Annotated in this window: 15 protein-coding genes and 1 pseudogene; 11 read left to right on the forward strand and 5 right to left on the reverse strand. The window is 57.0% G+C overall.

Features of this window, described 5'->3' with window-relative positions:
• Positions 1 to 4: 4 nt before the first annotated feature.
• Positions 5 to 1,126, reverse strand: coding sequence for an alpha/beta hydrolase (locus ALTER154_RS20535; RefSeq protein ID WP_218585090.1), 1,122 nt, complete (start codon positions 1,124 to 1,126; stop codon positions 5 to 7).
• Positions 1,127 to 1,172: 46 nt separating this feature from the next.
• Between ALTER154_RS20535 and ALTER154_RS20540 the strand changes: the two genes are divergently transcribed.
• Positions 1,173 to 1,862, forward strand: a complete 690-nt coding sequence (locus tag ALTER154_RS20540) for a TetR/AcrR family transcriptional regulator (protein WP_160089849.1) — start codon at positions 1,173 to 1,175, stop codon at positions 1,860 to 1,862.
• A 547-nt stretch (positions 1,863 to 2,409) separates the two neighbouring features.
• Here the strand turns inward: ALTER154_RS20540 and ALTER154_RS20545 are convergent.
• The 4 genes from ALTER154_RS20545 to ALTER154_RS20560 form a co-directional block, all read right to left on the reverse strand.
• Positions 2,410 to 3,324: a hypothetical protein gene (locus ALTER154_RS20545; RefSeq protein WP_160089851.1), complete on the reverse strand. Its 915-nt coding sequence runs from the start codon at positions 3,322 to 3,324 to the stop codon at positions 2,410 to 2,412.
• An 8-nt stretch (positions 3,325 to 3,332) separates the two neighbouring features.
• Positions 3,333 to 4,457 (reverse strand): nitronate monooxygenase, encoded by a 1,125-nt coding sequence (locus ALTER154_RS20550; RefSeq protein ID WP_160089853.1) that lies wholly within the window; start codon positions 4,455 to 4,457, stop codon positions 3,333 to 3,335.
• A gap of 16 nt (positions 4,458 to 4,473) precedes the next feature.
• Complete coding sequence (locus ALTER154_RS20555) at positions 4,474 to 6,570, reverse strand: acetate--CoA ligase family protein (protein WP_256665706.1); 2,097 nt, start codon at positions 6,568 to 6,570, stop codon at positions 4,474 to 4,476.
• A gap of 275 nt (positions 6,571 to 6,845) precedes the next feature.
• Entirely contained in the window at positions 6,846 to 7,634 is a 789-nt protein-coding gene (locus ALTER154_RS20560) for a FadR/GntR family transcriptional regulator (protein ID WP_160089855.1), read from the reverse strand.
• 282 nt (positions 7,635 to 7,916) lie between these two features.
• On the opposite strand from ALTER154_RS20560, the gene ALTER154_RS20565 reads away from it, so the two are divergent.
• The 10 genes and pseudogenes from ALTER154_RS20565 to ALTER154_RS21415 all read left to right on the forward strand — a co-directional run.
• Entirely contained in the window at positions 7,917 to 8,696 is a 780-nt protein-coding gene (locus ALTER154_RS20565; RefSeq protein WP_160089857.1) for an SDR family NAD(P)-dependent oxidoreductase, read from the forward strand.
• On the forward strand, positions 8,693 to 9,478 hold the full coding sequence (locus ALTER154_RS20570) for an SDR family NAD(P)-dependent oxidoreductase (RefSeq protein WP_160089859.1): 786 nt from the start codon (positions 8,693 to 8,695) through the stop codon (positions 9,476 to 9,478). Before ALTER154_RS20565 ends, ALTER154_RS20570 begins: the two co-directional genes overlap by 4 nt.
• 9 nt (positions 9,479 to 9,487) lie before the next feature.
• Positions 9,488 to 10,225, forward strand: a complete 738-nt coding sequence (locus ALTER154_RS20575; protein WP_160089861.1) for an enoyl-CoA hydratase/isomerase family protein — start codon at positions 9,488 to 9,490, stop codon at positions 10,223 to 10,225.
• 70 nt (positions 10,226 to 10,295) lie between these two features.
• Complete coding sequence (locus tag ALTER154_RS20580) at positions 10,296 to 11,537, forward strand: cytochrome P450 (protein ID WP_160089863.1); 1,242 nt, start codon at positions 10,296 to 10,298, stop codon at positions 11,535 to 11,537.
• A gap of 57 nt (positions 11,538 to 11,594) precedes the next feature.
• A complete protein-coding gene (locus ALTER154_RS20585; protein ID WP_160089865.1) occupies positions 11,595 to 13,082 on the forward strand; it encodes an aldehyde dehydrogenase in 1,488 nt (495 codons plus the stop codon).
• 17 nt (positions 13,083 to 13,099) lie between these two features.
• Positions 13,100 to 14,716, forward strand: a complete 1,617-nt coding sequence (locus ALTER154_RS20590) for a GMC family oxidoreductase (RefSeq protein ID WP_160089867.1) — start codon at positions 13,100 to 13,102, stop codon at positions 14,714 to 14,716.
• A gap of 105 nt (positions 14,717 to 14,821) precedes the next feature.
• Complete coding sequence (locus ALTER154_RS20595; RefSeq protein ID WP_160089869.1) at positions 14,822 to 16,141, forward strand: MFS transporter; 1,320 nt, start codon at positions 14,822 to 14,824, stop codon at positions 16,139 to 16,141.
• Positions 16,142 to 16,154: 13 nt separating this feature from the next.
• Positions 16,155 to 17,549: an MFS transporter gene (locus tag ALTER154_RS20600; RefSeq protein WP_160089871.1), complete on the forward strand. Its 1,395-nt coding sequence runs from the start codon at positions 16,155 to 16,157 to the stop codon at positions 17,547 to 17,549.
• Positions 17,550 to 17,596: 47 nt separating this feature from the next.
• The gene (locus tag ALTER154_RS20605) at positions 17,597 to 19,027 is read left to right on the forward strand and encodes an MFS transporter (protein WP_160089873.1); all 1,431 of its coding nucleotides are present in this window, start codon (positions 17,597 to 17,599) and stop codon (positions 19,025 to 19,027) included.
• Between the two features lie 1,221 nt (positions 19,028 to 20,248).
• A pseudogene (locus tag ALTER154_RS21415) lies at positions 20,249 to 20,440 on the forward strand (HAMP domain-containing protein); the annotation flags it as partial.
• Between the last annotated feature and the right edge of the window lie 50 nt (positions 20,441 to 20,490).

The following is a 20,490-nucleotide window of genomic DNA, read 5'->3' on the forward strand; positions in this document are numbered from 1 at the left end:
CAGCTCAGCGAGCCAACCTATGGTCGATAAATTGGCCGATATGCTCGATGGCAGCAGCACTGCCAGGCAGCATGTTCACGAAGGAGGCAAAACCGTGGAACTGCCCCAAGTAGCGCTCAAACTCTGTCGGCACACCAGCGGCGACCAGCCGGGCCGCATACGCCTCGCCTTCATCGCGTAGCGGATCGTATTCCGCAGTGATCAGCAGGGTTGGCGGCAGCCCACGCAGGTCCTGCGCCAGAAGCGGCGAAGCGTCCGGGTGCTGGCGTTGCACGGCGTCGGGCAGGTAATGATCCCAGTACCAGCGCATCATCTCGCCCGTCAACAGCGGCTGCAGTTGCGGATCAACATAAGAAGGCCTTGCAAAGTCAGCATCGGTAACCGGGTAGAGCAACACTTGGGCGGCGATCTCAGGCTGACCTTTATCCCGCGCCCAACGCGCCACTACAGCGGCGATATTGCCCCCCGCGCTGTCGCCGGCGACAATGAGTGGCAGTGGCGAAGCAGCCCCGAGCAAAAGCTGCCCTTGGGTCGCGGCCCATTGCAGCGCATTCGTCGCGTCATCGATCGCAGCCGGAAAACGATATTCTGGGGCCAGGCGATAATTCACCAGCAGCACAGCGCAACTGCTGCGCTGTGCCAGCTTGCGCGCCAGAACGTCAAAATCGTCAATGTGACCGGTCACCCAACCACCACCGTGGAAATAGACAATCAGCGCCCGCGGTGGTGACTGAGGGACAAGTAAACGGGCTTCGATGGTCTGCTCACCGCTTTCCACGGCAACTTCATGGACGCTGCCCATCTCCGGCCCCTGGCCATACATTGCCCGCAACTTGGAGGCTCCTGCACGGACCTCCTGCGCGGTCATCTCGTTTAATGGTTTGGTTCTAGCCTTCGCAAAGAGTTCCGCCAGAGCGGCGCTGGGTGAGTCTAGAGGCATGCTTAGCAATCCTTTTCGAAGTGACAACAGGACGAGACTTACGGACCACTGAGACCTCCACCACAAGAAGAGGGTGCGCTCGAACAGCGCATCGCCCTCAATAAGCGACCTCAGCACTTTAAATGAACAAAAAATCCATTTCGTATAAATTACTCTGAACTTAAAGTAGACTTGATAGATACACACTAGTCAACAAATACTGTTTGCACAATACAAATAAGGCTTTATGTATATGGTAGCGACCAATAGCCCCTACGAGCCACGGCGAGCCACCAGCAGTCGCGAATTGATTCTTTCAGCCGCGATGCAGTGTTTCGAGCAACACGGCTTGCGCAGCACCCGAGTGGAGGACGTGCTGCAGGAAGCCGGCGTTTCGCGCGGAACCTTCTATCGCCACTTTTCTGGCATAGACGGCGTAACCGTTGAGCTAGCCGTTCGCGCCGCGCGTGATCTGTTTGCGGCAGCCATCAACGAAAGCGCTGGCGCAGAGATGCCAGTGACTGCACGGGTGGCCCTGGTGGTAGCGCGTATTTCCGGGCGCAACTTCGATCCACCGATCCTCAAAATGATCGAAGAAAGCAGTGACCTGATGCGCCTGTCCAACATGGTCGTCAGTACAGATAACGCCAGACAACTTGTGGCCAGCCCGTTGCTTCCGCTCTTACAAGTCGGCCAGCGCGACGGCAGCTTTCGCGCTGATCTAAGCGCGGAGCAGATGGCGGAATGGCTGGTTCGAAATGCGAGTTCCGTCCGCCAGCTGCCGCCGCCATGGTCAAACAACCCCGCCGACGTACTGGCTTACGTAACCGACTTCGTCATGCCCGCCTTGCTGGCCTACCGCGACAAAGGCATGGAAGACGTTAGCGCCCGACTCTCCCGGATTGAGCAGCAACTCGCTATCAACGCAATCGAACCACGCTAACGAGACTGCGCGCATATCACCGGCCTGATGGCCTTAGCTATACGCGAAGGTGAACGCTGTCATCTTTTCGGATATTTCCCATAACCGTTTGCAGGCTGCGAGGTTGCTGGCATGTTCCGCGCAGCCGACTTTGGTCGGAGGGCCTTTTTACTAGCCTTTTCCCGAAGGGCCGGTGTAATTGCCGCCCGCAGCGTATAGGGTAGTTACAGCGCCATCAGCTCCGATCGCGAGACAGAGGGCCGATCAGATCAGCCAGCAGCTTCAGGGAAAATGGGAGGTTGCGGCCAAGGTTCGTGGCTGAAAAGCCGGAGTGGGCGGCACCGAAAGTGTAGCTTCCAATAATTATTCACGTGATGCATCTTCAAAAGCTCAATGTCCTCACGAGAGGTTCTTATAGCGAGGTAGCCTGGATAAGAATGGGTAGGCCTCTACTAAGAGTTGCTACGAAGCAGCGGGCAACTTCGATGTAGTCGATGGTTAGATGCAGTCCACATTGGCACAGGAAAAAACGGCCGGACGCGACTTCTTACGCCCGGGTGCTACCTCATTACTCGAAACGTATCGACAACAGCCAGGCACTCACTCGCGCCGCTATATCGTGGTTATTGTCTTCCATCATCAGCATGTGCCCGTTGCCAAGGATGCCCTGCTCAGGCAAGTAGTCGAGGCTGATGTTTGGGTGCCTGCGAGATAACTCCCTCGCCTGCTCGACATCCTTGAGCGACAACGCAGGGGCCTGCTCCGGCAGGTTATCCCCCCAGACAAGACGTACAGGAATTTCCGGGAATGCTGGGTCATCTAGGCCGGGGCAGGTCTGCGCCGGCTCGACCGATACAATCGCCACGACTTGGCAGGGCCTGTTGAGCGCCGCCCTCCACCCTAGATCACCACCTTGGGAATGGGTGATCAATACGACCTTACCGAGCATATCGATCAGCTCCAGCAGCGGCGCGAGAGCCCGAGGGTCACTGCGCCCTGGCGTCCCCGCAGCAATAGCACCCGGGACACCGAAGTCCGGCCAGAGCTGTGCCCCATAGCACTGGGACTGTGCCAGCGGAAAGCGTCCACCACCACGCGCGAAGCGTTCGCCCATCTCCAGGCCACAGGTAAAGACCGGCCCTACGGGTTCCGCGTCCCCAACAAAGGGGTTTAATCCGGTCAAATCCGGAGCGGAGCGACCGCGCCACGCCTGGTCGATCACCAACGTCTCGAAGCCAGCACGAACGAAAAGCGTTTGCCACCCTTCACGACCGTCAGGCGTGGTCTCCCAAGTAACGCCGGAGTGCATGCCACCATGAACGAATACTATGGGGAACGGGAAGCACTGCTTCTGAGGAGCCAGGCGCTGTACATACATGGCACCTGCTACCTGGGTTTCCGCTCCGAATATCCGATGCTGCACCTGACGCGGCGTGCCGCCTACATAGAAACTTTCCAGAGCGGCGATATTAATCGAACTCATGTACAGCCTTACTCTTCCAACGCCGTGCACAATCCACCAAATGCATCGGCGAACTCGAGTTTGAAGGTCTCCACCACCTCACGCGAAGAGCGAATGCTGTCAACCAGGCCAACCCCCTGCCCCACAAAGTAGGTGACCAGTTCACGTGCCAGCGGGTTACCCGAGTCAGCTGCGCGATCTACTGCGGCAAGTGGCTGGCTGCTGAGCATGGGCATCAATGGCATCGGTAACGCCCCTGGGCTATCCGAACCCTCCCATGCATCGTGCCAAGCTGAACGCAACTGGCGACTCGGCTTGCCTGTCCTGGCGGTGGAGCGGATGGTGTCGCGGGAAGTCGCCTGCAGCATTTTCTGGCGGAAGGTTTCACTGGTTTCTGCCTCGTTCGTGGCCAACCAGATCGAACCGGTCCAGGCACCTTGCGCGCCCATCGCCATGCAGCCGGCCATTTGTTGCCCAGTCATGATGCCGCCAGCGGCCAATACGGGGACTTCACGAATGGGCTTGATCGCACGAATAACCTCAGGTACGAGCACCAGGGTCGACACTTCACCGCAATGTCCGCCAGCCTCGCCACCTTGGGCCACGATGATGTCGACACCCGCATTTACTTGGCGAATGGCGTGCTCTTTGGCACCGACCAGTGCAGCCACCGGCACCCCGTACTGGCGACCGCGTTCTATCATTGCTGTCGGCGCGATGCCGAGCGCATTAGCAATCAGCCGAATCGGATGCTGGAATGCGACGTCCATCAGCGCTTCGCCAACATCCGACAGGGTCGGTGGACGCCGCTGACTGATGAGGTTTTCTGGCGCAATTTTCACATTGTGCTTGGCGAGCAACGCCACAACAAAGTCGCGATGTTTGGCCGGAATTTTCTCGACCAGTTGTTCGAAGCTGATAGTAGACGCAACGGCTTGGTGTTCTGGAATCAGGATGTCGATGCCATAGGGCTTGCCATCGACGTGAGCGTCGATCCAGTCCAGTTCCATCTTCAGACTTTCTGGGGTAAAGCTGCTGCCACCCAGGACGCCGAAACCTCCGGCGCGACTTACTGCGGCCACAACATCGCGACAGTGGCTGAAGGCAAATAGCGGAAACTCAGCACCCGTCATGCGGCAAAGTTCGTTGTTCATAATAGCTTCCTTTCTATTATTTATTCGCGCGCCAAACCGCAAGCGCATCAAGTGCTTCGACAGTTGAACCCGACACCCGCAGGGGATTGATCTCCAGGGCATCCAGGTCATCACCCAGCGCCAACGCAGCATAGCCAATCGCGGCGATAACGCGGGCAAGCTCGTTCAGATCAGCCGGTTCAGCACCGCGGTAACCCATGAGCAGCTTGGCGGCTCGCAAACTGCCCAGCATGTCTTTTACCTCTGCGGCAGACACTGGCAGCCGCCGCAATTGGGTGTCGTTCAGCAGCTCGACCCAGACCCCGCCCAACCCAATCGCCAGCACCAGTCCCCAGAGTGGATCACGCGCGATACCCACGAGCAGCTCAGTGCCTTCACGGCGCATAGGCGAGACGATGACACCGTCAATGTGCGCCTCTGATTTGGCGGCCCGAACGTTATTCAAAATGCGCTCAAAACCATCACCGACGGCCTGTACACCTTGCAGATTGAGGAGGACGCCGCCGACCTCGGTCTTGTGCTGGATGTCCGGCGACAGAATTTTGAGAACCAGCGCGCCGCCGAGCTTGCGCGCAGCTGCTTCGGCCTCGGCACGAGTACGAACAATCTCCTGGGGAATAACTGGAACGCCGGCGGACGCAAGAAAAGCCAGAGTCTCACTTTCCGTTACCGGCTTGACCCCACTGGCAACGCAGAGCTGCCGTTCGCTCGGTATGACGCGCCCTTGATTACGCGACCAAGCATAGAGATGACTGATGGCACGTACCGCATGATCCAAACCACCGGTCACTGCTGGCAGCCCATTGGCGTTGATTACGCTGCGACCATAGTCAGTAATCGGCTTGAGCACTTGCTGAATGACACAACCGTGCACTCCCGAGCTGCTGAACCCAACGGACATTTCTTCCAAGGCCCGCGCAGACATGAGAGACGCTGCTTGCTCTGAGGCCGGAATCTCGGCGATTACCCCGATGAAACCAATACCCGGATCCTGACTGATGGCCTTAATGGCACCCGAGTAAATTTCAGGGCTGCGCATGGCAGCACCGGTGACATCCAGCGGGTTATGCGCAGCACCGAAATCCGCCAGCACACCGGACAAAGACTCCAAGGTTGAATCGGCGAATTGCGGAAACGGAATGCCCAGCTCTTCACCGCGGTCGGCGAATATCTCGCAGGCCCCGCCCGAGATGGAGACCAGCGCAAAGCCTTTGTCAGCATCAATTGGGCCTGTGGCTGCCAGCAGGTCGGCGGTGATGACCAAATCCTCTAGGGAAGAAACCCGCACGATGTTGTAGGCATCACACACTGCCTGAAACACTCGGTTATCCCCCACCAGAGCGCCCGTGTGCGCTTGTGCAACCGTGGCGGTGAGCTCCCCGGTGCCGATCTTAAGGATAACAATCGGTTTCTTGGCGATCGCGGCAGCGCGTGCTGCTGCCTCAAATCGCTGCGGGTCCCGAATCGATTCGGCGAATACCGCAATGGCTCGCGTAGCCTCGTCGTCAATCATAAATTGCATGACATCGGCCAGATCCACCATTGCCTCGTTACCCATGGCGACTGAGTAAGTAAGGCTGACACCCTGCTGATGGGCGAAGGAGCAAATCATGGCTGCCGTCGCACCGCTCTGGCTCACCAGCGCCACACGAGGCTGCGCCAGCGTCGGCAGTCTGATGGGAATGGCAGAGAGTGAAACGTTGTCGACGAAGTTGGAGAAGCCCAGGCTGTTGGGCCCCAATAACGTGACACCGAGCTCCAAAGCTCTGGCAAAAACGCGGGATTGATCCGCCGCTCCAGCGGCACCGGTTTCGGCAAAGCCGGAACTCACTACAGCACCATATTTAATGCCGCCGGCCGCCATATCCTCGATTGCATCCAGCAGAGCCACAGCCGGTACAGCAATGAAGGCTGCATCCACGCCTGTGAGCTCAGAGCATGACTGTACGGTTGATTGACCAAGAGCATCACTACCGCGGCGGTTCACTAGGTGCACAGGGCCGCTGAAGCCCAAGGATTTCAGGCTATGGGAAACCAAGGCCGACCAAGGGTTTTTATCGGAAGCACCGATAATCGCGACAGAACGCGGCCGAAACAACCGTTGCAGCTCCATACTCAATATCACCCATAAATATAAATTAGTTACCTATGTTATAGAGATATGAGCTTGAGAATCAAGAGCAAGCAAAACCGCTTAGAGCGCCGCATTGAGCAGCACGAACTATCGCCTCCAAGCTTGAAAGTACCCAGATGATCGGCGCGCTGAAAAGGAGGGATTGCGGAGTGCAGCACTCAGAGGGCGCAGGCCGACGTTGAATCGGTCTAGCAGATAACAGGAAGGGCATGGGCGGGTGGCGGGTGGCTGCTGCCGTCCGCCCTTGGAGTGATTCAGGCGGATCCAGCAGTCACAGAGCTAGAAATCAGCTTACGCTCACCCAGCTTCGTCCGAGCAAGGAACTCAAGCGCTCGCTCCATGTAGCGCTGCCAGAAGGCTGCCGCTTCATCTACCTTGCCCTTTTCGAGAAGATTGCACAATGCATCATAACCCGAGACGGTCTTGGTCATATTCTTGTGCAAAGCTTCAGTCGATTCACCCTTCTCGACGAGATTGACCGAGTAGACACCCTGGGAGATGACCTGCAGCACACTCAGAAGCATTGCAATAGTTTTATTACCCGAGGCGCGCGCAAGCAAATCGTGAAAATCGTTGGTGCCGGCTACAACTTCAACATACTGCTCGTTAATAAGCCCCTGCTGGAGCCTGCTGACGCATGCCCGGAGCTCCTCACAAACTCCTTCCAGTTCAGCACTTCGCCGCGTCAATGAGCGGATAATGCCGGGCTCAAAAAACATCCGCGCCTCATGCAGATCACGCATGGTGACACCGTCAGCAGCCAGCATAAAATTCGCATACTGGGCTACTTTCTGGATACTCGGCCCCATAACCAGCGCACCAGAACGCATACCCCGGCCAATACTGATTAGCCCTTCGGCTTCCAATATCCGTAGCGCCTCACGAAGAGTCGGACGCGACACACTGAACAGCTCCAGCAATTTGCTTTCCGGCTGCAGCATCGAGCCAGCCTTCAAATTGCCGGAAGCAATCTGATCACGCAGTCGCCCTGCCACCATATGCGAAAGCTTGGGTAGGCGAAGATCGTCTCCGATAGAAGACATCAGAACGCCCCTACCTACGTTTTCGCTAGCCTTTTTAGCCATTGTAACCTCCAGAAATATATTGCTTCCAATATGTCATTTAGTAGCTAACTTAGCCAGTTGTTTATCTAACTCACCACGACGCAGCCCGCGAATTTACTGGCCTTTGGCGTCCAGCTCAATTGAGGGCCCGCCTAGACTCCCAACTCGCATATCAGGCCAGCCCACTATTGCATCCCCATTCTTTTAGCACTACATTGCACACATAGATAACTAGGTTATCCAAATAGGCGAGGATGCAACGTGAGTGAATCTGAACTGAGCAACCAGGTAGCCCTGGTGACCGGGGCGAGCTACGGCCTGGGACGCGCAATCACTGAAGAGCTCCTCAAGCGCGGTGCCAAGGTGATGCTTACCGACATCAGCGATCGCGTGGAAGGCACCGCCGCAGAGTTGGATGCACTGGGGTTTCCGGTTGCACACGCCCACCTAGATGTAACAGATCGCGCATCAGTGGATGCGGCAGTTCAAAAGACCGTGGAACACTTCGGCAAACTCGACATTTTCGTCAACAATGCCGGCTGGTCGAAGGTGATGAAACCCATTCTTGAGCTCACCGCTGATGATTGGGACGCCTACATGGACATCAACATCCGTGGCAACCTGTTTTGCATCCAAGCAGCGGCCGAAGCGATGATCGCCGGAGGCCGGGGCGGCAGAATCATATCCATTGCTTCCACAGCCGCAAGCAAACCGTATAAACGCGCGTCCGCCTACTGCACCAGCAAGGCGGCCATCCCAATGCTGGTCAAAGCGGCGGCCTTGGAATTGGGCGAGCACGGCATCACGGTCAATTGCGTGGCACCCGGCCCGACCACCACTGAAACTAACTTGGCCCACAGCTCCGGCGCGATCGACCCCAAGGTGGGCGAAGACAAGCGTCGGCGCGAAGCCCTGATCCCACTGGGCAAGAATGACCCGGTCGATATCGCCACCGCAGTTGCCTATTTCGCATCGCCGGTTGCGCGACGCGTCACAGGCCAGATGCTGGTGGTGGAAGGTGGCGGGTTGCTCCTGTCATGAGCCAGACGAATGTGTTTGCCAACCTCTTCGACCTGACCGGCAAGGTCGCTGTCGTCACGGGCGCTGCGGCGGGTATTGGCAAGGCAACAGCCCTCGTGCTGGCCGCTGCTGGAGCCAGGGTCATCGTCGCCGACAAGGACATTCAGGGCGCACGGGGCGTTGCCGAAGAGTTGGGCAACGACAGCTTTGCCGTTGAGTTCGACCTGGAGTCGGATACCTCAATCAGCTCTCTGTTCCATGAGATTGACAATGCCTGTGGCCGTCTGGATATCCTCATCAACAATGCCGGTATCTATCCCCGCTACGCACTGGACAGCGTGACCGAAGCCCAGTGGCACTCGATGCAGAAGGTCAACGTGTGGGGCTGCTTTGTGGTGCTGCGTGAAGCCGTGCGCCTGATGCGCACAGCAGGCAATGGCGGGAACATCGTTAACCTGTCGTCTATCGGTGGCGCACGCACCGCAGTCAACGATCAGATTGCCTACAACGCCTCGAAGGCCGCACTCGACTCGATTACCCAATCAGCCGCACTCGAGTATGCCAGCGACAACATTTTGATCAATTCCATCCTGCCGGGGACTGTTGCGCCGCTGGATCCAAAACCGAAGACGGCCGGGCACTCATCGCCGACCGGCCCACTTGTATCGCCGGGCCGCATTCCGCTTGGACGCGCCGCCCATGCAAACGAAATTGCCGGTCCCGTCCTAATGCTGGTCAGCGCTGCAGGTGCCTACATCACTGGACAGACACTAATTATCGACGGTGGCTTTTCTATTTCATGAGGAGTACCCATGCCGGTTCAAACCCAACGTCACGGCGACGTAGTCGAGATCACCCTTGACTGGCCCGAAGTACGCAATGCTCTGGGCCCCACAGAAGGTCGCGAACTGCGCTTGGCACTTGAAGCAGCCAATGCTGACGAAAGCATCGCGGCCATAGTGCTCTCGGCAAACGGAAAAGCGTTCTGCGCCGGCGGGAATCTCCCGGAAATCGTGCGCTTAGCGCAGCAAGGGGCGGACGCTGTGAAGACCGCCATCTATGGCGAGTTCCAAGGCGTTTTTCGTGCAATTCGAGAGTGCCCAGTACCGCTCATCACCGCTGTCGATGGGGCGGCTGTAGGCTTTGGTTGCGATCTGGCACTTGCCGGCAGCGCAACCTTCATCGGTAACTCTGGTTGGATAGCCCAAGGCTGGATCAAGGCGGGCCTGATCCCTGCTACCGGCGGCACTCACTACGTCATTCGCCGAGGCGGCCAACAAGCGCTTTGGCGTCTACTGCAAGCAGACAAAGTGGACGGTCTTACGGCCGAAGGCTGGGGTTTAGCGATTGCTTGTACCAATGCTCGCGAATCTGCTTTGGAAATGGCAGCCAAATATGCCTCCTTCTCTCGGCTGCCGCTAAAGGCGCTGACCCAGTTGGCAAAAGTAACAGAGCCAGAACAGCATTTGATTGCAGCGTTGGATTACCAGATTGGATTCTTGACCAATCCACTCTTTGCAGAGGAAGCCCAAAAGCTCTTGGGTCACTAGTTATTTTAATCAGCGACCAGCGAATTTTAACTGGTCCATACAACCCAACGATTAGAGATGAGGATCAACAATGGAAAAGCACAAAATCGGCTGCCCAATATCCATGACCGACCCAAAAATCATGGCTTGCCCGTTTAACGCCTATGACACGATTCGGGAAGAAAAAGAGATCTATATCGACCCAGTCACCCGCATGTACGTCATCACTCGTTACGACGACTTGAAGGCTATTGCCGATGATCCTCATACCTTCGCCAACAACACCGGCCAACTGGGATCCCGCGCGCAGTCGGTAAACCAGAAAATCGCAGATTTGTATCGCGATGAAGGCTTTTTGCACGTCGACACCCTGGTAACCAACGATCCGCCGTCTCATACAGGCTATCGCTCCCTCGTGGACAAGGCCTTCAATGCGCTACGTATCCGCTCCGCTGAGGGCACTATCCTGGCGGTGACCAATGCACTGATCGAGAAATTTCCGAACGGGCCGTTCGATGTGACCCAGGCGTTTTCTATTCCACTGCCGGTGCGCATGATCGCCGAACAACTGGGTATCCCGCCAGAACTGGGACCAGATTTCAAGCGCTGGTCCGATGCACTGCTGCAACAGGCCAGCCCGGGCCTGAGCGAAGAGGAAATGCTGGATATCACTAAGGTGGTCATCCAGATGCAGAAGTTCTTCGCCAAGATGATTCGCGAAACACGTGAACAGCCTAGCGGCACACTGCTCAGCGACCTGGCCAATCTGGAGATGGACGGCAAGCGCCTGAGCGAGGGAGAGCTGGTCTCGATCCTGATGCAATTACTGGTCGCCGGTAACGAAACCACCACCAACACCATTTCAGCTGCAGTGCTGCGTTTGGCACAAGATCCCGAATTGCAGGATCGACTACGCAAAAACCCCGATCAAATCCGCAACTTCTACGAAGAAGTGCTACGTCTGGATGCTGCTCTCCAAGGTCTTTTCAGAAGGGCCACGAAGGACACCCAAGTGGGCGAGACGCCGATCCCTGAAGGAGCAATTCTCAATATGCGTTGGGGCGCCGGCAACCGGGATCCAAAGCGTTACGAGAACCGCGACGAGGTCAACCTCGAGCGTAAGGCCATCACCCAGCACCTAGCGTTTGGTCATGGCATTCATTTTTGCATAGGCAATCAACTGGCCCGTGCCGAACTGCGCATTGGTTTGAGCCGGTTACTTGAAGAAACAACCTCGATTCGCCTTGTCGATGGCGAAGACAACGTCGTTCGACCGCCGCACTTTATTGCCTACGGCATCAGCAAGTTGATGATCGAAATTACCCGGGCATAGTTCGCTACGCCCTAGTTTCCAACCATAAAAATCAACTTTTGAGCGCAGGTAAGTGTCATGCAAACGAATTACACAGACTTCTTTACGCTGGCCCATCCAGAAGAGTTCTACATTGACGGCCAGTGGGTTAAACCATTGGGCGACAAGCGCTTGGAGGTCGTCTACCCCGGCAATGAACAGGTAATCGCGCGGCCACCAGAAGCGTCGATCGCCGACGTCCACAAAGCCGTCGCAGCCGCGCGTCGGGCCTTCGAGCTCGGCCCGTGGGCACGTATGTCTTACGCCGAGCGCGGCGCTAAATTACTTGCGGTCGCAGAAATCATGCAACGCCGCGCCGGTGAGTTCACCAAGAGCTGGATTGCAGAGATGGGCTGCTCCGTTAACCTCGCTGGCCCTGGAGGTTTCGCGCCGTTCGCCCTATTCGCCTACTACGGCAATCTGATCCTCAACACCAGCGAGTCAGAGGTACGCCCACAAAGCCGTGGCAATGGCGTAGGGATTATCGTCAAGGAGCCAGTTGGCGTAGTCGCGGCCATTACTCCGTGGAACGCTCCGTCATCGCTGTCTTCCAAAATCATTGCATCGGCTATGGCGGCCGGCTGTTCGGTCATCCTCAAACCTGCGCCGGAAACCCCACTGTTCGCTTGGCAAATTGCAGAGTGCCTAGAGGAAGCAGGCATTCCACCGGGCGTGTTCAACTTTGTACCGGCTGGGCGTGAAGTGGGTGACCACTTGGTACGCCACCCAGACGTCAACAAAGTCAGCCTGATCGGCTCAACCGCCGCAGGCCGACACATTGCCTCCGTCTGCGGCGATCGCCTGGCGCGTGTCAGCCTGGAGCTGGGCGGCAAGTCCCCGGCGATTATTCTGGACGACATCGACCCAGAACAAGTCGTGCCCAACCTGATTCCGCACTTCACCATGAACGCCGGCCAGATGTGTGCAGGCCTAACTCGAATCATCGTGCCAGAGCATCGTCACGACGAATTTGCCGAAGCCATCAGTGCTGGCCTGCAGGCACTCAAGGTCGGTGATCCCTTCGACCAACAGACCTCATTTGGTCCAGTAGCCATGAAGCGCCAGTACGAAAAAATCATGGGCTATATGGACCAGGGTCGCCAAGAAGGCGCCAAACTGATCACCGGTGGCGGCCGGCCGGCTGACCTGGATCGCGGTTACTACATCGCCCCTACCCTGTTCTCCGGCGACAACAACATGGTGATCGCTCGCGAAGAAATCTTTGGCCCCGTGGCCGTGCTGATCAAGCACAAGGGTGAGGAAGATGCCATACGCATCGCTAACGATACCGATTATGGCCTTAACGGCGCGGTCTACACCAACGACCCGGAACGAGCGTACCAGGCTTGCCGTCAGGTTCATGCCGGCAACATGACCCACAACAGTTGGGTCTACGATCCGACCTTCCCGTTCGGTGGGTTCAAGAGTTCCGGCATTGGTCGTGATGGCGGACCTGATGGTCTGGCGTCATACCAAGAAACCAAAGTGGTGTACATGGCCGCGGTACCGAAATCACTCGAAGCCTGATCACAAGGAATTCCGACGTGGACAAATACGATTACGTTATCGTCGGCGGGGGATCGGCCGGCTGCGTGCTGGCCAATCGCTTGAGCGAGGACCCGCAATGCCGGGTCCTGCTGCTTGAAGCCGGAGGCGATTGCGCCACCCTGAAAGTCAGCCTAGCGTTTGGCTTTGCACTAATGCTCAACAAGCCACGCTACGACTGGTGTTATGAGACCGAACAAGAGCCACACCTCGGCAAGCGGCAGATGCCATACCCGAGGGGTAAACTGCTGGGCGGTTCAAGCTCGATCAACGCCATGCTCTATGTACGCGGCTTGAAAGATGACTACGAAGCTTGGGCCAATGAGGGCTTACCAAGTTGGGGCTGGAATGGGGTAGAACCTTACCTGCGCCAGTTGGAGCACTATGCTGCCGAATCTCCTTGGCAGCGCGGTAAGGGCGGGCCAGTCAAGGTCAACCCGGTCCCAAACTTCCATCCGTTAAGCCACAAAATTATCGAGGCCGCTGGCCAGTCCCGGGTGGGTTCTACCTTGGACTACAACGGCCCTCAGGCTTCCGGTATCGGCCGGGCCCAACTCTTCTACCACAAAGGTCGCCGCTGCGGCTCCGCTGCAGCCTACTTGGAGCCGGCGTTGAATCGGCCGAACCTTCAAGTGGAAACGCTTGCAAAAGTCGAAAAGGTACTGCTGGAGGGCCTCCGTGCCACGGGCGTTCGCTACCAGCAGAATGGAGCAACACAGATTGCCCATGGTCAGGAAATCATCCTCAGTGCGGGTGCCATAGGTTCTCCGCAGTTGCTGGAACTCTCCGGGATTGGCCAAAGTGCTCGACTGCGCGATCTGAGCATCGAGGTGGTTCACGATCTGCCGGCAGTGGGCGAGAACCTTCAGGACCACTTCCTGATCTTTGTCGTGCAGGCGTTGAAAAACATCCGCGGTATGGGAGCAGAATTGAGTGGCTGGCGCGCAGCGCTCAACGCTGCCAACTACCTGCTGTTCAAGCGCGGGCACATGAACGGCACGCCAACCCAAATTTGCGGCCACGGCAGTGTCCAGGTCGACGGGCAAGAAGTCGGGCTGCAGTTCATGGGGATGCCACTCAGCTTCGGTCGCGACGAAGTCCGCAAAACCGTGGTGATGAACTCCGACTCAGCGATGATGTTAGGCGTGAATCTGTGCCACCCGCACAGCCGGGGACACGTACACGTGCGCAGCGCCAGCGTCGACGATGCGCCGGAGATTCTCACCAACTTCCTCGCTGATGAGCGCGACCTGAAAGCAACCATAGCGGGACTACGTATGTGCCGCGAGATCATTGCCCAACCGGCCCTAGATGATATCCGCGCGAGCGAAACCGCACCCGGTGCAGCGCTCGTAAGTGACGAGGAGTTGGCGGCCTACATCCGCGCTGCAGGCGCTTCGGCTTACCACCCCGTCGGCACCTGCCGTATGGGCATCGACTCAGCGTCCAGCGTGGTCGACGCCTCCCTTCGCGTACATGGAATCGAAGGCTTGCGAGTGGTCGACGCGTCGGTGATGCCACGCTTGGTCTCTGCCAATACCCATGCACCAACCGTGATGATCGCCGAGAAAGCTGCGGACATCATCAAGGGCGAGCGTATCGGCGCGCAGGCTTAACAACCCTCAAGGGTAATCTGTCGTCTACGTGTCACCGGTACTTCGACCGGAGCGCCATACCCTTGGCGCTCCGGTCGCACTCACGCCACCCGAAGAGGTGCTGCAATGCGCGACAACGACGCAATCGCTGATCAACACGCGCCAGAAACGGGCGACTCCCGCTCACGCTGGTATGTACTGTTTCTGCTGGTATGCGGATACGCCATCTATACCCTGGACAAACTGATAATCTCGGTCATGATCGAGCCGATCAAAGCCGAGTTTGGTATTAGTGACACAACCGTCAGCCTGCTGGCCGGGCTGGCAACCACGGTACCGTTCGCACTGGCCTGCATTCCAATCGGCATGCTCGCAGACCGCTTCAATCGCAGAAACCTGTTGGTGGGACTGATCATTGCCTGGAGCCTAATGACCGGCATGGCCGGCATGGCAACGAGCATAATGCTGCTGTTCCTCTCGCGCATCGGAATCGGCGCATTCGAAGCCGGCTTCTCGCCCCTAAGCCTGTCCATAATCAGCGACACTTTCCCGCGTAAATTACGTGCAACCGCTATGGGCCTGTATGGCCTTGGCCCACCCATTGGTGCCTTTCTCGCACTGACCGGGGGCAGCTATGTGGTTGTCACCTATGGCTGGCGAGCAGCATTTTTCATCGCCGTTGTCCCTGGCCTGCTGATTGCCGCGCTTATCGGCTTAACCCTGCTCGAACCTCAGCGGGGTCGATTTGATCCACCCAGTCCGTACCAGGCATCGATTCCATTATCAGCGGTATTCCGCCATATCTGGCAGGATCGAGCCTTGTTTAACATCCTGATGGCCATGGTCTGCTGCACGGTAGTGCCTGCTGTCATCACAGTATGGACACCCAGCTTCCTCATTCGCGTGCATGGCATGAGCATTCAGCAAGCCGGGCTGGCTGCCTCGATCGCCCTCGGCCTGTGTGGAGGCATCGGGGCTGCCGGGTCCGGATTCATCGCTGACTACCTGGGCCGCAATGAAGAGTGGCGAAAACTGCTTTGCCCAGTGTTCGGCACCATTCTATCGATTGTATTAGCGACACTGACCTTCCTGATCATGCCCGGCACCACAACTACAGTGGTGTTGATCTCGCTACTCGCCTGCTTTGCTCAGTTCTATATGGGTACCTGCTATAGCGTAGTCGCCTCGCTATGCCCACCAGCCATGCGTGGCACCACTCTGTCGATTTTACTGGTTGCATTTAACTTCGGTTCCTACGGCCTCGGGGTGCTGTTGCTTGGCATCATCAACGACCATCTAACGCCATGGGCCGGTAACCTCGCTATTGCCTATGGCATGTTCGCCTCAACGCTGTTCAGCGTAATCGGACTCGGCTTCATTCTTCGCGCTATGTGGCACATCCGGGCCAGCCAAGCCAGCCCGGACGCCTTACAGGTCACCGCATGAGTATTGACAACTTGTGCAGCGCAAACTGGAGCCAGATTTCATGACACCTGCTGCAAGTCGCGCGCACAATTTGACGCCATGGATTCTAGGTATTGCTGTCCTTCTACAGACACTGGATGCGACCTCTATAGCCGTAGCGCTTCCGGCCATAGCCAAGGATTTAAACAGTGACATGCTCGCGGTTTCGGCAACCATCTCTGCCTACCTGCTCGGCTCTGCCGTAGCCGTGCCGCCTTGCGGCTGGTTAGCCGACCGTTTTGGTGGGCGGAATGTATTCCTGGCCGGGATTTTGGTTTTTGTGATTGCATCAGCTGCCTGTGCAATCGCTCCCTCGTTACCGCTGTTGACTGCTGCGCGGTTTGTTGAAGGAGCCGCAGGGGCCGTACTGCTTCCGGTCGGGCGCTTAGTGATCATGCGTACATTCCTGCCGGAAGATCGCGTGCGGGCCTACACCACCTTCGTACTTCCCGCCCTACTCGGCCCTATGCTCGGCCCCTTGATTGGCGGGATTGTGGTCGAATATGCCAGCTGGCGCTGGATCTTCTTGATCAACTTGCCACTTGGACTGGCGAGCATGCTGGCGTTACACCTATTGGTAGGCAACTTCCGTGAGACCTCACCCCGCCCAATCGACCTGATCGGCATGCTGGTGGCCTGCCTAGCCTTGCTGGTCTTTTTCTTCGGCATGATTGCCCTGTCCAAAGCAGAGTGGCTAATTGGCCTAGTGACAGTCGCTATCGGACTGCTGCTCTGCCTAGGTGCGGTACTTCATGCCCGCGGACGTCCGCATGCGCTGCTGAAGTTGTCGCTGTTGCGCTTGACAGTTTTCCGTAGAGCACTCGGTGCGGATCTGGTGTGGCGTCTGCTGATGAACGCCACACCCTTTCTACTTTCATTGCTGTTGCAGTCAGGGCTGGATAAATCACCGTCGGTAACCGGCTCGCTTATCCTGATGACGGCCATTGGTTCCTTATTTAGCAGGCCTTTCACTTATCGCCTGGTGAGCGCCTGGGGCACCAGGCCGGTGATGGTCCTCGGAACGCTAGGTGCCGTTGTGCCATTTATTGCCTGCGCCTATCTCACTACCGACACTCCACTACTAGGCATAGCCGCATTGCTACTCGCCTTCGGCTTCTTCCGTTCGCTGGTTATCAGCATCGCCTCAGTGAAAACCTTTGACCCCGTGCGCCCTGAAGACACTGGGGCTGCAACCACCCTCGCCGCCATCGGCCAGCAAAGCTTTCAGGTCATCGGCCTAACTGCAGTGACAGCCTTGATGCAACTGACCGGCGGCGATCAATTGAACACTGCTGCAATCTCCACAGCGATTATCACCTGCGGGCTCGTCGCACTTTCGTCCTTGTACTTCATTCTCAGGATGGGGGGGCCTATGTCGCCCCAATCATGACTCTTCCCGCCCTGAGTAAACCTCATCACCAAATGGAAGCAGCAATTATGAATACCCAACCCCGATTTCCTGTATGGCTGATCATGGTGGCCCTAGCCATCGCTGAAATAACTAGCACCTTCGAAGTCAGCATGGCATTCGTGGCGCTGCCGACCCTAAATCGCGCTTTTGGGGATCCGGCAGGTGTAAGTTGGATACTGTCGAGCTTCTTCGTGGTCGCGGCCTGCAGCGTTGCTCTCTTCGCACGTCTGGGCGATGTCTACGGGAGGCGGCGAATCCTGATGATCGTGCTGGCCATCGCGACACTCGGCTCGCTCATTAGCGCGATCTCAACCAATCTCGGAGGCGTGATCTTAGGACGCTCCTTACAGGGAGTGACAGGCGCGGTGCTACCACTGTGTCTCGGGCTAATGCGGGAAAACATGAAACCCAAGACCTTATCGTTCAATATCGGTGTTATGGGCGGCGTCATGAGTGTCAGCTCGGGGCTTGCCTTTCTGGTGGCTGGCAGCATCATCGACCAATTCGACTGGCACGCCATGTTCTATTTCAGTGCGCTGCTCGCGGCACTCGGCTTCGTCACGGTCTGGATCTTCGTACCGGCCTCTACACCGCAGCCCAACAAGGAAACGCTGGATGTGATGGGTGGGATACTCTTCGTGTCGGCCATCTCCGGATTGATGCTCTCGCTGACCCTGGCCAAATCGGGATGGCTGCAAGCGAAAAGCGGTGGACTGCTGCTGACCAGCCTCGTGCTGCTGGCACTGTGGATTCGACATGAGCTTCGCCACCCCTACCCACTCATCAACGTACGCCTGTTCACCGAGCGCCGGTTTTTGCTGGCCAACCTCGTGTTCGCCGCTATTGGTCTCGGCCCCATGATCGGTGCATCGGTGATCCTAAGCCTAGCTCAGCAACCCGACTGGACTGGCGCCGGACTTGGTCTAAGTGCCACCGCAGCCTCGTTACTCAAGCAACCAGCAACCTTCATGGGATTCCTCGCCGGCCCGGTGGCCGGTCTACTCGCCGCCAAGTACGGCGCTCGAACTGCGATGCTCGTCGGTGGCACACTGGTTTTGACGGCCTGGCTGCCACCGCTGTTCACCTTAAGCTCGATGTCGGTGCTTCTCGCAACCGTAATCATCTTTAGTTTCGGAATTACCGTGCTGTTCAGTGCCACGAGCAACCAGGTGGTCATTGCGGCACCGGCGAGCCGAACAAGCGAAGCCATGGGCCTTGCGCAGGTTTGCAGGAGTACAACCGCAGCGCTAGGAAGCCAGATATTAGCACTGCTTTTGGCCAGTTCTGTCGTGGCAACACCTGACGGCGGAATGGCCCTGCCAAGCGCCGACGCCTACCGATTTGCCTTCTTGTTCCTAATTCTGTGCAGCCTGATCGCATTAGCAGCGGCCTGGTTACTGCCAAAATCATCAAAAATATATGGCGGGGCTCTCAGCTATGGCGCAGAGCAACACTGACTCAAAGATCGGCCAATACACAAATGTCGTTCTCGCCGCGACATGGGCAATCGAGGCAACATTCTGATCCCGGTTAGCTGATGACCTCGAGTAGAGAGAGCAGCCGAGCAAACTACCACAAAGGAATAGTCCCTTATGCCTTGGAAAGTCCTGCGTTACGAGGGCAGTTATCCGTCTCCTCGTATCAGCTGAGTTTGCACTCAAAACTACCACAGCGCTCAAACCCCGTCGCAAGTTTCGTCAGAGCGACCTCGCCAACAAAAGTAAAAGGAGATTTGAATGGAGACGTTGGTCAACCCAGCCATTCGCCTGATGAACCAATTGAGTTTCGGTTTGAAGTTCAGCCTGATCAGTGCGTTGTTCACTGCCGCCCTCGTTGCGACAAGCGGATCCCTAGTTCTGACTGCATACGAGCAGTTCACCGCTACCCGGGTGGAACGCAATAGCCTCAAGCTGCTGGAAACCAGTCTGCAGGCTCGTCGCCAACTGATGGATCTAGACAGCCTGCTGGCTATCCGCGACAAGGCCCCACTAACGCGCCAGAACAGCGACATCGACAAGCGTATCGCTCAGCTTAAAGAGAAAGTCATCGAAACCATGAAGACGCTGACCGACCTTGATCAACTGGGTGCTGATGGGGATCAGTTGGCTAAGTTGCGTGATGAAATTATTGCCGGATTGCAGTCAGAGCTAAATACGGCTCAGAAACAACTCACTAATAACCAACGCCTGATTGAGTCGATCGCAACAAGCAGCAATCTGAGTATTGACCACCAACCGCTGGTTCGTGAGTTCACAAGTGTAGTGACCGGGCTCGAGGGTGACGTAGCGGCATCGCTGGGCCTGCTCCGTACATCGGCTTCATCAATCCTTGCAGTGGGCATGTTGAGCTCGGCGGACGGTGATTTACTACAGGGGCAATTGAGCCGTCTAGATCAGATTGAAGACAACGTTGCGGCCAAACTGGAGCAACTGTTTCAAGCGCACCCAGATACTCAAACCAATTTAGGGGCGACCGCCACTGATGTTCGCTCCTCGATCCGTGAAGTGGCCACGCACGTAGAACAGCAAATCCTGTTGACCGCGAATTTCGAAACCAACTGGCAGAACCTATTCCAACTGATCGGTGCGCAAATGGATAAAGGCCAAGCACTGAATCAGACCACCCTTTCCTATCTGGAAGGCAAACTTGACGAGCGTCTGGCCAAAGATCGCCGTGAGATGCTCGTGCTACTAGCCGCATTGGCAACCACGCTGCTGGTCATCGCTTACTTATACAGCGGCTTTTACGCCTCCATTCGCCGAACATTGCGGGGCTTGAGCACAGTGATGGATAACGTAGCGGCTGGCGACATGACCGTCAGCGTACAAACAGCCAGCCGCGATGAACTGGGTGATCTGAGCAAGGTATTCAACATCTCCATCGCCAAGGTACACGACCTGATCAAGCGCGTTGGCCAGAC

It is taken from the genome of Pseudomonas sp. 9AZ (assembly GCF_902506525.1).
GTDB classification, from domain to species: Bacteria; Pseudomonadota; Gammaproteobacteria; order Pseudomonadales; family Pseudomonadaceae; genus Aquipseudomonas; species Aquipseudomonas peli.